12 protein-coding genes are annotated in these 13,463 nt (G+C 67.1%); 6 read left to right on the top strand and 6 right to left on the bottom strand.

Annotated features, from left to right (window positions below; genetic code table 11):
* Window positions 1–44: 44 nt before the first annotated feature.
* The 3 genes from ACNSN4_RS09000 to ACNSN4_RS08990 all read right to left on the bottom strand — a co-directional run bounded on the left by ACNSN4_RS09000 (window position 45) and on the right by ACNSN4_RS08990 (window position 4,159).
* A complete protein-coding gene (locus ACNSN4_RS09000) occupies window positions 45–1,931 on the bottom strand; it encodes a sensor histidine kinase (RefSeq protein WP_418285484.1) in 1,887 nt (628 codons plus the stop codon).
* 73 nt (window positions 1,932–2,004) lie between these two features.
* The gene (locus ACNSN4_RS08995) at window positions 2,005–3,480 is read right to left on the bottom strand and encodes an MFS transporter (protein ID WP_418285483.1); all 1,476 of its coding nucleotides are present in this window, start codon (window positions 3,478–3,480) and stop codon (window positions 2,005–2,007) included.
* An 85-nt stretch (window positions 3,481–3,565) separates the two neighbouring features.
* Entirely contained in the window at window positions 3,566–4,159 is a 594-nt protein-coding gene (locus tag ACNSN4_RS08990; protein ID WP_418285482.1) for a DUF7474 family protein, read from the bottom strand.
* A gap of 125 nt (window positions 4,160–4,284) precedes the next feature.
* Here ACNSN4_RS08990 and mdh point away from each other — a divergent pair, with 125 nt between their 5' ends.
* The 5 genes from mdh to ACNSN4_RS08965 all read left to right on the top strand — a co-directional run bounded on the left by mdh (window position 4,285) and on the right by ACNSN4_RS08965 (window position 7,440).
* Window positions 4,285–5,199, top strand: coding sequence for a malate dehydrogenase (gene mdh / locus ACNSN4_RS08985; RefSeq protein WP_418285481.1), 915 nt, complete (start codon window positions 4,285–4,287; stop codon window positions 5,197–5,199).
* A 139-nt stretch (window positions 5,200–5,338) separates the two neighbouring features.
* Complete coding sequence (locus ACNSN4_RS08980; protein ID WP_418285480.1) at window positions 5,339–6,244, top strand: tetratricopeptide repeat protein; 906 nt, start codon at window positions 5,339–5,341, stop codon at window positions 6,242–6,244.
* Window positions 6,245–6,544 carry a DUF424 domain-containing protein gene (locus tag ACNSN4_RS08975; protein WP_418285479.1) on the top strand — a complete coding sequence of 100 codons (300 nt, stop codon included), beginning with the start codon at window positions 6,245–6,247 and terminating at the stop codon, window positions 6,542–6,544.
* A 10-nt stretch (window positions 6,545–6,554) separates the two neighbouring features.
* Window positions 6,555–6,869 carry a hypothetical protein gene (locus ACNSN4_RS08970; protein ID WP_418285478.1) on the top strand — a complete coding sequence of 105 codons (315 nt, stop codon included), beginning with the start codon at window positions 6,555–6,557 and terminating at the stop codon, window positions 6,867–6,869.
* A 79-nt stretch (window positions 6,870–6,948) separates the two neighbouring features.
* Entirely contained in the window at window positions 6,949–7,440 is a 492-nt protein-coding gene (locus ACNSN4_RS08965) for a cation:proton antiporter regulatory subunit (protein WP_418285477.1), read from the top strand.
* A gap of 61 nt (window positions 7,441–7,501) precedes the next feature.
* On the opposite strand, the gene ACNSN4_RS08960 is transcribed toward ACNSN4_RS08965, so the two are convergent.
* The 3 genes from ACNSN4_RS08960 to ACNSN4_RS08950 form a co-directional block, all read right to left on the bottom strand.
* Window positions 7,502–8,740, bottom strand: coding sequence for a DUF2157 domain-containing protein (locus tag ACNSN4_RS08960; RefSeq protein ID WP_418285476.1), 1,239 nt, complete (start codon window positions 8,738–8,740; stop codon window positions 7,502–7,504).
* A gap of 62 nt (window positions 8,741–8,802) precedes the next feature.
* On the bottom strand, window positions 8,803–9,915 hold the full coding sequence (locus tag ACNSN4_RS08955; RefSeq protein ID WP_418285475.1) for a pyridoxal-phosphate-dependent aminotransferase family protein: 1,113 nt from the start codon (window positions 9,913–9,915) through the stop codon (window positions 8,803–8,805).
* A 380-nt stretch (window positions 9,916–10,295) separates the two neighbouring features.
* Complete coding sequence (locus ACNSN4_RS08950; protein ID WP_418285474.1) at window positions 10,296–10,553, bottom strand: DUF7561 family protein; 258 nt, start codon at window positions 10,551–10,553, stop codon at window positions 10,296–10,298.
* Between the two features lie 225 nt (window positions 10,554–10,778).
* Between ACNSN4_RS08950 and ACNSN4_RS08945 the strand changes: the two genes are divergently transcribed.
* Window positions 10,779–13,463: a cation-translocating P-type ATPase gene (locus tag ACNSN4_RS08945; RefSeq protein ID WP_418285473.1), complete on the top strand. Its 2,685-nt coding sequence runs from the start codon at window positions 10,779–10,781 to the stop codon at window positions 13,461–13,463.

The raw sequence follows: 13,463 nt of genomic DNA, 5'->3' as shown, positions 1-13,463 counted from the left end.
CCGTGTTACCGCTGTTTTCAAACGCATTCGATCGACCGTAACGACTACCGCTCCTCGGCGAGCGGAACCGACACCGTCACCGTCGTCCCGCGCGGCTCGCGCTCGGTGTACTCGATCTCGGCACCGATCGCGTCCGCGCCCCACGCGACGACCCACAGCCCGAGCCCGGAGCCGTGTTCGAGCGCCGTCTCTCTGCCTGACTCGACGGCATCGGTCTCGTGGTCGGGGATCCCCGGTCCGTCGTCGGCGACGGTGAGGACGAAGCGGGCGGTTTCGCCGTCGCCGTCGGGTTCCCCGTCTCCGCCGTCTGATCGGGCGAGAGACACCCGCACCCACGAGCCGCCGTTCCCGCGCTCGGTGCCCTCGCCGTCGTGGTGATCGAGGGCGTTCTCGACGGTGTTCTCGACGACGGCCCGGAGGGCGTCGCTCCGGAGTCGGGTCGTCCACCGGGCGTCGCCACCGTCGTCGGAAACGTCTCCGTCGTTGTCGCCGACCCTGTCGCCCTCGATCGCCAGTTCGACGACTGCATCGGGCTCACGCCCCCGAGCGTCGGCGACGACCGACGTGACGAGGTCGTCGACCGCGACCGCGCTCGGCTCGGCGTCACCGACCAGTCGTTCGACGGTTCCGGCCTTCTCGCCGAGCGCGGCCAACGCGCCCGCCCGGCGCTCGATCGCGTCGGCCATCTGCACTAGTTCGGGGTCGTCGAGCCGCTCGACGAGCAGCTCGCCGTAGCCGTGGACGACCCCCGCGTCGTTCCGGAGGTTGTGCCGCAGGATGCGGTTGAGCACCTCCAGCTGCTGGCGACGGCGCTCTCGCTCGGTGACGTCGGAGAAGACGACGGTGTCGCCGACGTGCGTGCCGTTCGGGTCGGTCAGCGGCGAGGTCGACACCGCGTACGTGCGGCGAGCGGCGCCGTCGCCGACCGCGATCGTCTCGCGGGCCCCGTCGCCGTGGCGGTCCCTCCCGTTGCCGTGACGGTCCCCCCCGTCGCCGCGGCGCTTGCCCCCGTCCGATTCGGCGGTATCAGGTGCGTCATCGTCGAGGCCGGGAACGGTCACGAACGCGTCGAGCGGGCGGTCTCTCGCGGTTTCGGCGTCGACGCCTAACAGCGATTCGGCGGCGGGATTGAGCCGAACGACACGGCGGTCGAGCGCGAGCGCGACGATGGGGTCGGCGAGGTCGTCGATCGCGGTGCGCTCGGCGGCGCGGCTGGTCGTCGGATACCGATCGAACATCTCCGCGCGGTTGAAGGCGTACGCGTCGAGCAGGACGTGCGGGACGAACATGAGCGGCGCGAGCTGGAGCTGCGGGACCGGACCGATTTCGAGCGTCCACGCGACGAGCGCGAACCCCGGCGGCAGCGAGCTCAGGGCGACCGCAGCGCTCTCGCGTCGGTACAGCGGCCCGTAGCTGAGCAGCGTGTCGACCAAGAGGAACACCGCGCTCGCGACGAGCACCGTCTCCACGGCGACGACGAGGTACGCCCACGGGCCGAACGCGTACGAGACGGTCGTGACGCCGAACACGGGGTCAAGCCGGAACTCGGTCCAGACCGCGCCGTGGAGCGAGTTCGTCGCGAGGACGAGCGTCGAGAGGAGGCCGAATCCGACGACCACCGCGAACAGACGGCTCCGGACCACGTCGCCGCGGCCGGTGTACTCCAGCGCGAAGCCGAGGAAGGCGATTCCCGTCCAGACGATCCCCAGCCACGTCGCTGCCTCTAGTGCGGCGCGGACCGTCGGGTCGGTGACGAGAAGCCCGGTCCCGTAGGAGAGACACCAGACGGCCTGCGCGGCGAAGACGCCGAAAAACCAGTCGACGCCGGGCCGTCCGCGGTGTTCGCGGATCGCCCACGCGAGCCCGAGCGCGCCCGCCCCGCCGGCGAGGGAGCCGACCGCGGGCCACGCGGGAACGGCGTCGAGGACCATGTGGGAGGGACGACGGAGACGCGCGGCGTAAACCTGTCGCGACCACCCGGTCGGGGCTCGCGGTTCCCGGGCGTCACGCGGTCCGATCGTTCCGGCGCGCGAACGCGATTGCGACGGGCACGAGCAACAGTGCGCCGAGGAGGAACGGGGCGGCGACCGCAACCGTGTACAACACCGCCATCAGCGGTGGCCCGACGGTCCGGCCGAGGCTCGACGCGCCCTGCGTGACGCCGAAGGCCGAGCCCTGTTCGGCGTCGGTCGCGGACGCCGAGACGAGCGTCGCCAGCGAGACGTTCACGAGGGCGTTCCCCAGCGAGAGCGCAGCGAGGGCGACGAGCAGCGCGACCAGCGGGAGTGTGAACCACGCTGGACCGCCGACGGCGACGTCCCCGGCGACGCGGTCGACGACGCCCGTGGCGGGGATCGCGACGAGCGCGCCGGCGAGGACCACGGCACCGCCGGCGACGAGGGTTCGCGAGGGGACCACCCGCGAGAGCCGCCCGACGAGCACGCCCTGGTTGATCGCGCCGAGGACGCCGACGTACGTTAAGAGCAGCGCGGCCGCGGTCGCGTCGTACCCGAAGGCGTCCGCGACGTACGGGATGAACATCACCTGCACCCCGGCGAACGCGACGGCGACGACGAAGTACGCGACCGTGAGCGGCCGGAGCGCGGCCGAGGAGAGGGCCTCGCGGAACTGCCCGACGAGGGTCGTGCGCGGTGGGATCGGCGAGGCCGCGGCGGCGGCCGGGGTGTCCGTGATGGCGTCCGCGGCGCCGTCCGGGGTGTCCGTGGTGGCGTCCGCGACGGGGCGCGTCCGGTTGGGTTCCTCCAAGTAAACGAATCCGACGGCGACGGCGAGGAAGCTCATCCCTGCGGCGGCGAAGCTCGGCAACGAGTACGGGGTGGCGGGGACGAACGCCGGGAAGAGCGCGTCGGCGCGAGCGACGACCGGGTCGGCGGCGAGAAGCCCGCCGATCGCGGGACCGAAGACGAACCCGAGCGCGAACGCGGCACCGACGAGTCCGAGCGCGCCCGCTCGTCGATCGCGCGGGGTGATGTCGGCGACGTACGCCTGTGCGGCCGCGATGTTTCCGCCCATGGCTCCCGCGAACGTCCGCGACGCGAACAGCGTCACGAGGGCCGCGGTCGTCCCGAAGCGCGCCCCCGACTCGCCGGCGTAGCCGAACGCGACCCACGCGACGCCGGCGGCCGCGAGCGACGCGAGCAGGACGGGGCGGCGACCGATCCGGTCCGAGAGCCGGCCGAGCGTCGGAGCGGCGAGGAACTGCGCGAGCGAGTAGGACGCCGCAAGCAGCCCGATAAAGGCGTCGCTGACGCCGAACGAGCGGACGTAAAAGGGCAGGATCGGGATCACGATCCCGAAGCCGACGAGATCGATGAACACGACGCCGATCACGACGGCGAGCGCGCGGCGAGGGTTGGCGACAGCGGGAGACGGCTCGTCACCCTCACTCGGAGGGCCCTCGCCAGCGACGAGGGGCAGCCCGTCGTCGACGGACGCCGCGCCCGCTTCCGGGTGTGTCACGGCGGAGAGACGGCGCGAGCGGGCTTAAATATCGGGCGACGCCGCCTGCGCACGCGACGTTCGCCGATGGCGTTCGGTGCCGCGTTCACCGATGGCGTTCGATGACGCGTTTCGCTGACTGTCCCTTCTCTTTCCAGCCGTACCCCTCGTCGTACACGTGGCGTTTCGAGTCGACGAGCTCCGCGGGCGAGGACTCCTCGAAGCCGCCGCGGTCCCACGCGCCCGACTCGCGGAGCCACTCGATCACGTTCTCACGGGTTTCGGGCCACGAGAGCCCGACCATCTCGTACCACGCGATCATCGCGAAGACGGCGTTGTCGTGACAGCCGGGGACGGAGCCGTGCTCGTAAACGGTCCGCATCGGGTCGCGAGTCGGCTCCGAGACGAGCTCTTTGAACTCCGCGGCGGTGAGCAGTCGGAGTCGGTCCCCGTCCTCGACAACGCGCTGCTCGCGTTCGAGCGCTCCCAGCGCGGCCTTGTGAAGCCCGCTCCACTCGCCGTGGACCGCCTCGCGGAGCGTTGACTCGGCCATACCGTCGCGCTCGGCGGTGAGGACCGTCAGTAGGTCGGTGTACGCCTTCTCGATGGCCGGCCAGCTCACGCCCTCGAACTCGCAGTCGGCGTCGTGCAGGCTGTTGGTCGTCCGACAGCCGGGGCACGGGTAGCGGAACGTCGGCACTGGACGCACCTGCGTCGTGAGTGGAGTTATGGTTTTCGCGATGCGACGCGACACGCCGGATCGTTTATATACGTTTGTGGGGTTCCGAAACGTTTACTCGCCGTCCGGTCGCGGATCTAGATCGTATGACAAAAGTCAGTGTCATCGGTGCGGCGGGGACCGTCGGAGCCGCGGCGGGCTACAACCTCGCGTTGCGCGACGTGGTCGACGAGCTCGTCTTCGTCGACATTCCGGACCAGCGCGAGACGACGATCGGGCAGGCCGCCGACACGAACCACGGCGTCGCCTACGACTCGAACACGACCGTCCGACAGGGCGAGTACGCGGACACCGCGGGTTCGGACGTCGTCGTCATCACGGCGGGAATTCCGCGACAGGAGGGGCAGACCCGGATCGATCTGGCGGGCGACAACGCGCCGATCATGGAGGACATCGGCTCGTCGCTGGCCGAGCACAACGACGACTTCGTCACCGTCACCACCTCGAACCCGGTCGACCTCCTCAACCGTCACCTGTACGAGGCGGGCGACCGCGACCGCCACAAGGTGATCGGCTTCGGCGGGCGGCTCGACTCCGCGCGCTTCCGCTACGTCCTCTCCCAGCGCTTCGACGCGCCCGTGAAGAACGTCGAGGCGACGATCCTCGGCGAGCACGGCGACGCGCAGGCGCCCGCCTTCTCGAAGGTGCGCGTTGACGGCCGCGACCCGACGTTCGACGACGAGGAGCGCGAGGAGATCCTCGCGGACCTCCAGGAGTCGGCGATGGACGTGATCAGCCGGAAGGGCGCCACGCAGTGGGGTCCCGCCACCGGCGTCGCGCACACGGTCGAAGCCGTCCTGAACGACACCGGCGAGGTGCTCCCCTGTTCCGTCGTACTCGACGGTGAGTACGGCTACGACGACACCGCCTTCGGCGTCCCCGCGAAGCTCGGCTCGAACGGCGTCGAGGAGGTCGTCGAGTGGGAACTTGACGAGTACGAGTCGGATCTGCTCGACGAGGCCGCCGAGAAGCTCTCCGAGCAGTACGAGAAGATCGCCTGACAATACGAGAAGATCGCCTGACAATACGAGATGATCGCCTGACAATACGAGATGATCGCCTGACAATACGAGGCGATCGTCGCGTCCCCTCCGATCGCTGACGCAACCCTTACGCGTCGTGACCGTCAAAACACGGTATATGACTGAGAAACGCGACGACGACCGCCACGAGTTCTCCGCCGGGCAGGGCGTCGACGCCAGCTACGAGGAGTTCACCCTCGACCCCGAGGAGATCGACGCCGACCCGAACACGGTCGACCCCGTCGATTCCCGGGTTCTCACCGATATCCTCGACAAGCGCAACGTCGAGAGCGACGCCATCGACGTGGAGCGTCTCATCGACGTGGGGCTCTCGTACATGGGGATCAACCGCTTCGAGGAGGCGACGGAGACGTTCGAGCGCGCCGCCCAGTTCGCCGAGGAGGACTCGCTGGAGGCACAGGAAGCGTGGGTGAACAAGGGAGCGGCCCACGCGGAGTTAGAGGAGTTCGACCAGGCGATCGGCGCGTACGAGGAGGCGCTGCGGATCGACGGCGACTCCGAGCACGCCGCGACCGCCGAGACCAACCTCGCGTACGCGCTCTGGGAGTTCGGCCAGACCGAACAGGCGCTCGAACACGCCGAGCGCGCCGTCGAGATCGACCCGCGCTTCGCCGAAGCGTGGTACAACCGCGGGTTCCTCCTCGTCGAGCGAGGACTCGCCGAGGACGCCGTGACCTGCTTCGACAACGCGATCCGCCTCGGCTACCGGAGCGCGGGCGTCCTCGAAGAGAAGGCCCGGGCGCTCGAAGAGGCGGGCGAGCACGAACAGGCCGAGGAAGTCGCCGACCGCGCCGACGAGATCCGGCGCGAGGCGGAGGGGCAGATGGTCGACGAGCAGACCGGACAGGGCGGGATGGGCCAAGGCGGGACGGGGCAGAACGGCGGGCGGCGAGGCCGCGGACCGCAGGGCGGCGGCGGCGGACGACCGGGAGCGGGCGGCCGCGAGGCCCCCGCGTCCGAACCGGAGCGCGAGCTCCAAGGCGAGGGCCCCGAGGGGTTTTAGATGCTGCTCCGCGAGCGCGAGACGCCCGAGGGTCTGCTCGTCTCCGTCTGCGACGCCGACTGCCTCGGCGAGACGTACGACAACGGGCAGGTGCGGATCACCGTCAGCGAGGAGTTTTACGGCGGCGAGGAGGCCGTCGAGGCGAGCCCAGAGGATGTCATCGCCGGGCTGCACCGCGCGCAGGTCGCCAACATCGTCGGCACCGAGGCCGTCGGCGTCGCCGTCGAGGCCGGGCTCGTCGACGAGGAGACCGTGTTGGAGTTCGACGAGACCCGGCACGCCCAACTACTCTGGCTGTAAGCGTGAGGGTATGAAGCGACTGACGAGAGCCGAGTTGGTCGAGCGCGTGGGGCCGCGGCCGCCCTCGGACGCGTTCTGGAGCCGTGCGATCGCGGCCGAACGCGGGACGATCAGCGTCGGTCCCGAGGTCGTCGGCGACACCGACCGTCGGGCGCGGGAGAACCGCCGACGACGTGGGGAGTCCGGTGACGATGGGCCGCTCTCGCCGGGCGACATGATCGACGTCGGCGCGGCGTCGTTCGTCGTCGTCGCCGTCGAGGAGACGCAGTCGGGGGGCCGACGGTATCGGATCGACCTCGTAAAAGAGCGAGCGAGCACGCGTTAGGTGCTGTACGGTCACGAAACGGGCATTTCGAGTCCCAACTCGGCAAAATAGTTAAATCGTATCCAAAACAGTGGAGGGCATGCCACTCGAAGTTCGGGAACGGGACATCCCCGGTGTCGGGATGCGGTACGAGATCGACGTCGACGACCACCAGACGGTGATGGCACTGTTACACACGAACGGTCGACGCGATATATACTATCGCGACAGCGAGGAATCGGACGAGTTCGAACGGATTTTCAGGCTCTCCGACACGCAGGCGCGGACACTCGGGCTCTTTCTCGTCGGTGCGTACTATCAACCGATCGCGACGAAGTTCGGCCAAGAATCGTCGTCGGGCAGGTACGTCGACTGGTACACGGTCGATTCGGGGTCGCCGCTCGACGGTGTCGAACGGAGGACGGTCTCGTTCACTGAGGAGTACGGAGTGACGCTGCTCGCGGTCGAGCGAGATGATACAGTTCACTCGACGGTCGGCGACGCGTTCACGTTCGCGGCCGGAGACAGTCTGATCGTCCTCGGGACGGACGGACAGCACAACGACTTCGCGACGTTCGTCTACGACGGCTGAGAACGAACGCGCCGATGAAATGGGCCGTGAATAGCCGTGTGTGTTCAAGATGGGAGATAGTTCACTCGATCCGCGAGAGCAGCCGGCGTCGACCGCGTTCCGCGCCGAGACCCGCGGCGAGCAGCGCGAGTCCAGCCACGACGAGCGCCAGCGATCCCGAGATAGCGTCTGTGAGAGGCCCGACGAGGATCGCGACGACGCCGAAGAGGAAGCCGAGCGTCGCGACGTTGACGAGCGCGGGCTCCCGCAGCCCGACCGCCGCGGCCACGAGCGCGACGAGAAGAGCGAGTAGACATCCGAGACCGACGACCGCGATCCCGAGCTGACCGAGTCCAGCGAGGGCACCGAACGCCCACGCGACTCCGAGCGCGAGTGGTGCGACAACCGCCGGGAAGGCCGAGGATAGTGTTCGTCCGGAGATACGCGTCCGGACAACGGCGGCGCTAGCGGCGGCGAGCGCCACGACCGCGACGGCGACCGTACCGGGGTCGTCGGTGATCGGCGGCGGATCGCCGGCGACACCGATCCCGGCGACGACCGCGGCCGCAAGCGTCCCGCCGACCCAGCGGAGGGTTCCGCCGAACGGTGCTCCGGGCTCGGGGTGACCGTCACCCGTCGCGCCGGCCGATGCCGCGAACAGCCCGGCGGCGTAGAGGACCCCTCCGTAAAACCCGACGAGGAGGAACGGATTGCCGGTCACGCCGCTGACGAGCGTCGCGGCACCGAGCACGCCAGCGACCGCCGTGATCGGCCGCGAGTCGAGTCCGACTGCAATCGCGAGCACGACTGCTGTCCACGCGAGCAGGAGCCACGGTTCAAGTGTATCGACGTCGACACCGGCGAGTTCGGCGAGTTGGAACGCGGTGACGCCGGTGAAAAGCGCCGCGAGCAGCCACAGTCCGTGGCCGGTCAGGGGCGACGCCGCTCGCAGCCGATTCCCGGCGAGCGCGGCCGCGACGGGAACCGCAAGCACGGCCACGGCGCGAATCGCACGCGGAATCGAGTCCCAGCGTTCGAGGAGAAACGCCGTGGTCCCGATCGCGACGAGCACGCCGCCCATCAGCGCGAGGGCGACGATGAGTCGGCGGTCGCCGAGGATTCCGCTGACGGTCGACGAATCTGTGGTGGACGCGTCGGTAGTGGTGGAGGTGTCGGTGATGGACGCGTCGGTGGTGGACACATCACCGCCGTTCGCCGCTTCAATCGATTCGAACTGCCGGATCCGGTCGGCCGCCGACTCGTCGATCACCTCGTTGTCGGTCCAGCGTTTGAGGGCCTCGCGGAGGGCGTCGGGGTCCATACGCCCGTGCACCGAGGGACCGATAAAGAGCGTTGTGCCGAAGCGATGTCGCGATCGCCCGTTTATAAGTCCGCGACGTCTTCGATCGCGTCGGTCAATGCTTCGATGCTCTCGACGGTGTGTTCGCCCATGTGGCCGATCCGGAAGGTTTTCTCGCCGAGCTGCGAGCCGTAGCCGTTCGAGAAGGCCATGTCGTACTCCTCGCTCACCTGATCGATAGTTGCGGCGACGTCGATCCCCTGCGTGTTCTCGATGCAGGCGACCGTCTGCGACTCGTACCCCTCCTCGGGGAACATCGCGAAGTGCTCGTCGGCCCAGTCGTGGACGTACTCCATCATCTCGCGGTGGCGCTCGTCGCGGGCCGCGTGACCCTCGTCCAGCATGCGCTTCATCTGCTTGCGGTACGCTAACATGATCGGGATCGCGGGCGTCGAGTGAGTCTGGCCCTTCCGGTCGTAGTAGTCGATACAGCGACGGAAGCCGCCGTACCACGAGGAGGTTCCCTTCTCGACCTCGCGGTCGTACGCGTCCTGGCTGACGACGCAGACCGCGAGTCCCGGCGGCATCGCGAACGCCTTCTGGGTCGACGCGAAGATGACGTCGATGTCGTGTTCGTCGATGTCGACGTAGTCGCCGCCGAGCGAGGAGACGGCGTCGACGACGAAGTAGGTGTCCGGGTACTCCGCGACCACGTCGCCGATCTCCTCGATGGGGTTGCGGACGCCGGTCGAGCTCTCGTTCATCACGGTCGCGACCACGTCGTAGTCTTTGTCGCTGGATTCGAGCGCGTCGCGGACGTCCTCGGGCTTGACGGCGTCGCCCCACTCGTACTCCAGCCGATCGACGTTCTTGCCGAGGCGCTCGGCGACGTTGGCGTGGCGCTCGCTGAAGCTCCCGCAGGTCGGGACGAGGATGTCCTCGTCGACGAGGTTCAGCGTCGACGCCTCCCAGAACTCCGTGCCGGAGGCCGTGAGGATGACCACGTCGTTGTCGGTGCCGAGGAACTCCTTCGTGTCCTCGACGATGGTCGTATATAAGTCGGTCATCCGGTCCATCCGGTGTCCGAACGGCGACTCCGTCATCGCCTCGATCACGTCCTCGCGGACCTCCGTCGGGCCGGGGATGTACAGCGTCTTGTCGTCGTAGTCGTCTCGGTATTCGCGTTGTTCCGTCACGGGATCCACCTGTTGGATCGCACTGGGAGGCGAACGGGTATGGTCGTTATGATAGGGCCAAAAAGCGGCGTGGTGGGTGGGCACGGGAGACGAGTCTCCCGGAGGGACGAAGCACGGCGAAGCAAGGACCGCAGGGAACGAGTGACTGAGGACCGTGGTTCGAGAGAGCTCTGCTCTCTCGTCATCGCCAGAAATCGGAGGTTTCTGGCTAGCAGTCAGAACGCTCTGCGTTCTGCCAACATCACGAGACGCCTTTGGCGTCTCGAACGACAGCGAGCCGCGCGAGTCGTCGCGACTGGGGCTTTGGAGTGGTTCGCCCTCGACCCGTCATCAGGTACTTATAAGCGAGTGACTGCAAAAACGCACCACTCTAACGCGTCTCAGTTCCAGTGCCAGAAATGGTCGCGGCCGCCTTCGACGGGGTCGGTCCGCTCGCGGAGGTCGCGCACGTCCTGTTCCGTCGGCTCGGTGTCGTCGGGGAGGTTCTCCATGCAGTCGAAACAGAGGAAGAACTCGGAGCCGTCGGTCAGCTCCAAGGTCATCCCCTGCGTCGACTCGAACGCGAAGTTCCACAGGTCGCCGATCCCGCCGGCGATCCTGACGGACCGCTCGCAGACGTCACACGACTCCGAGGCCATACCTGTTCAAGCGACTCCGAGCGGTAATGGGTGTCGGGATGGAGCGCGCACGACATGGTTGTACCCGACTACGCCGATGACGTGCTGGTAGTCGTCGGAGTTGAAGACGCGTCGAAACCTCGAAAACGCTCGTACGGGGCGAAGGGCTCGTCGCCTACTGCTGACGATCACTGAGAGTCACTCGACCACAGAATTTTGACGATCCCTTTCGACTGAGAGACTGGAATGGATGAGACGACGTGGCACGCGGCCACCGTGGACGAGACGCTCGACGAAGTAGCGTCGAGTCAGACCGGGCTGAGCAGCGACGAAGCCACGCGTCGTCTCGATCGATACGGACCGAACACCATCGGGGAAGGCGACGTCAGTAGTCCGATGCGGATCTTCCTCCACCAGTTCACCAGTCCGCTCATCTACGTCCTGCTCGTTGCCTTCGGGATCACGATCGCCATCGAGCATTACGCCGATGCAATCGTCATCGCACTCGTTCTCGTCATCAACGCGGTCATCGGATTCGTACAGGAATACCGGGCGGAAAACGCGATGGCGGCACTGGCGTCACTGGTCACGCCGAAGGCACGAGTCCGCAGGGACGGGGACCTGTCCGAGGTAGACAGTACGGACCTGGTTCCGGGCGATATCGTTCTGCTGGAGTCCGGTGACATCGTCCCGGCAGACCTCCGGTTACTGAGGACGACCGAGTTACAACTCGACACGGCGATTCTGACCGGAGAGTCCGTTCCCGTCTCTCGGTCGACGGACCCCGTCGAACCGGAACACACGGTCGCTGATCGACGGAACATGGCCTATATGGGAACCTCGGTCGCGTCGGGACGTGGTGTCGGTGTCGTGGTTGCGACCGGCGAGGAGAGCCAGATCGGAACGATCGCTGGGCAGGTCAGAGAGACGGAACGCGTGGAGACGCCGCTCCAGACACGAATGCACCGGTTCGGTAACGTCATCAGCGTCGCCGTCCTCGCGATTGCTGTCGGCCTCGTCGCGATCGGGGTCTGGCAGGCGATTCCGCTCGCGGATGTCTTCTTGCTCGCGGTCGCGACGGCGGTCTCCGCGATTCCCGAAGGGTTGCCGGTGGTTATGACGGTCGCACTCGCCGTCAGCGTTCGCCGGATGGCCGGACGAAACGCCATCATCCGGCGACTGCCCGCCGTCGAAACGCTCGGTTCCTGTAGCGTCATCGTCTCGGACAAGACCGGCACCATTACCGAGAATCGCATGACCGTCCAGCGGCTGTGGACCGCCGACGGCTTCGTCGACGTGACAGACACCGGGACCCTGGACGGAGGCGAGTTTCGTCAGAGCGGAGAAGCGCTTTCGATCGGAGAAGAGACCCCGTTACACGCGACGCTGCTCGCCGCGACGATGGCGAACGAGGCATCGCTCGACGAAACGGACGGTGGGTCACTCAAAGCAGTCGGAGATCCCACGGAAACGGCGTTACTCGTCGCTTCCAGAAAAGCGGGTCTCGATCGGCGCGAACTGACCCGTACCTATCCGCAGATCGGTCATCTGCCGTTCGAATCTGATCGCCGCTATACGGCGTCGGCACATCTGATCGACGATAGCCCCGTCACCTACGTCAAAGGGGCTCCCGAGCGCGTCGTCGAGATGTGTGACGCGGTGTTGACTGCGACCGGCCGGAGATCACTCGACGCCGAGGAACTGCTCACGAGAGCCGACGAACTCGCCGGCGACGGGCTCCGCGTCATCGGGATGGCCCGGAGCGATTGCGATCTCACGGACACCGAGGATCCAGACGGGTTGACGTTCCTCGGATTCGCGGGCATGATCGACCCCCCGCGCTCGGGCGTGCCGGAGGCGATAGACGCGTGCTACCGCGCTGGAATAGACGTTAAGATGGTTACCGGTGACCACGCGGTAACGGCGAAAGCCATCTCGGAACAGGTCGGAATCGACTCCGACAGGGTGCTCACGGGCGAGGACGTGACCGGACTCTCCGACGAAGAACTGACTGAACGCCTCAGGAACACCGCCGTCTTCGCCCGCATTAGCCCGACGCAAAAACACCGGATCGTCACGCTGCTACAGGCCGACGGCGAAGTCGTGGCAGTCACCGGAGACGGGGTGAACGACGCGCCGGCGTTGAAAGCGGCTCACATCGGTGCGGCGATGGGGATCACCGGAACGGATGTCGCGAAGGAAGCGAGCGAGATGGTTCTCACTGACGACAACTTCGCCACAATTTACGCGGCGGTCGAAGAGGGACGCACCGTCTTCTCGAACATCCGCAAGGCGACGATGTTCCTCCTCACAACCGGCGTCGCGCTCGTCTTGGCGATCCTCGTCGCGTTCTTCCTCGCCGTCGCCGGCGTGCTTCCGCGAGATGAGACGGGGCTTTTTCCGCTTCTCCTCTTACCTGCCCAGGCGCTGTGGTTGAACGTCGTCAATAACGGCATCCAAGACGTCGCCTTGGGGTTCGAACCCGGTGAGAAAGAGCAGTTCGAACGACCACCCTACCGACCTGACGCAGGGTTGCTCTCGCGCCACCTTGTTGAGCGAACCGTTGTTGTCGGCGTGTGGCTCGCGGTCCTCGCACTCGCCGTCTTCTGGTACGAGTTCACGAATGTGGCAACGCTCGCATACGCCCAAACGGCCGCTCTCACGACGATGGTCGTTTCGATGGCGCTGTTTCTCGGCACGTGTCGGTCGGAGACCCGCTCTGTGCTTGAGAAGAGCCCGTTCTCGAACCCTCTCCTCCTCGGTGGAACCATCACGGCTCTGATAGTTCATCTGATCGCGATCCACGCTGGCCCGACGCAACTGCTGCTCGGAGTCGAACCGATCGCCGCGGAAACGTGGGTTCGGATACTCCTGATCGCTCCGACAGTACTGGTCGTCGCTGAAGTACACAAACACTGGCGGACGGGGTGA

It is taken from the genome of Halorubrum marinum, from assembly GCF_048381195.1.
Taxonomy (GTDB): domain Archaea; phylum Halobacteriota; class Halobacteria; order Halobacteriales; family Haloferacaceae; genus Halorubrum.
The sequence above is the reverse complement of the archived record's forward strand: the minus strand, read 5'-3'. Positions and strand labels throughout refer to the sequence as shown.

Excerpts from the sequence above, each read along its gene's own strand:
- ACNSN4_RS09000 (WP_418285484.1), bottom strand. The coding sequence starts at position 1,931 with ATGGTCCTCGACGCCGTTCCCGCGTGGCCCGCGGTCGGCTCCCTCGCC.
- mdh (WP_418285481.1), top strand. The coding sequence starts at position 4,285 with ATGACAAAAGTCAGTGTCATCGGTGCGGCGGGGACCGTCGGAGCCGCG.
- ACNSN4_RS08980 (WP_418285480.1), top strand. The coding sequence starts at position 5,339 with ATGACTGAGAAACGCGACGACGACCGCCACGAGTTCTCCGCCGGGCAG.
- ACNSN4_RS08975 (WP_418285479.1), top strand. The coding sequence starts at position 6,245 with ATGCTGCTCCGCGAGCGCGAGACGCCCGAGGGTCTGCTCGTCTCCGTC.
- ACNSN4_RS08970 (WP_418285478.1), top strand. The coding sequence starts at position 6,555 with ATGAAGCGACTGACGAGAGCCGAGTTGGTCGAGCGCGTGGGGCCGCGG.
- ACNSN4_RS08965 (WP_418285477.1), top strand. The coding sequence starts at position 6,949 with ATGCCACTCGAAGTTCGGGAACGGGACATCCCCGGTGTCGGGATGCGG.
- ACNSN4_RS08960 (WP_418285476.1), bottom strand. The coding sequence starts at position 8,740 with ATGGACCCCGACGCCCTCCGCGAGGCCCTCAAACGCTGGACCGACAAC.
- ACNSN4_RS08950 (WP_418285474.1), bottom strand. The coding sequence starts at position 10,553 with ATGGCCTCGGAGTCGTGTGACGTCTGCGAGCGGTCCGTCAGGATCGCC.
- ACNSN4_RS08945 (WP_418285473.1), top strand. The coding sequence starts at position 10,779 with ATGGATGAGACGACGTGGCACGCGGCCACCGTGGACGAGACGCTCGAC.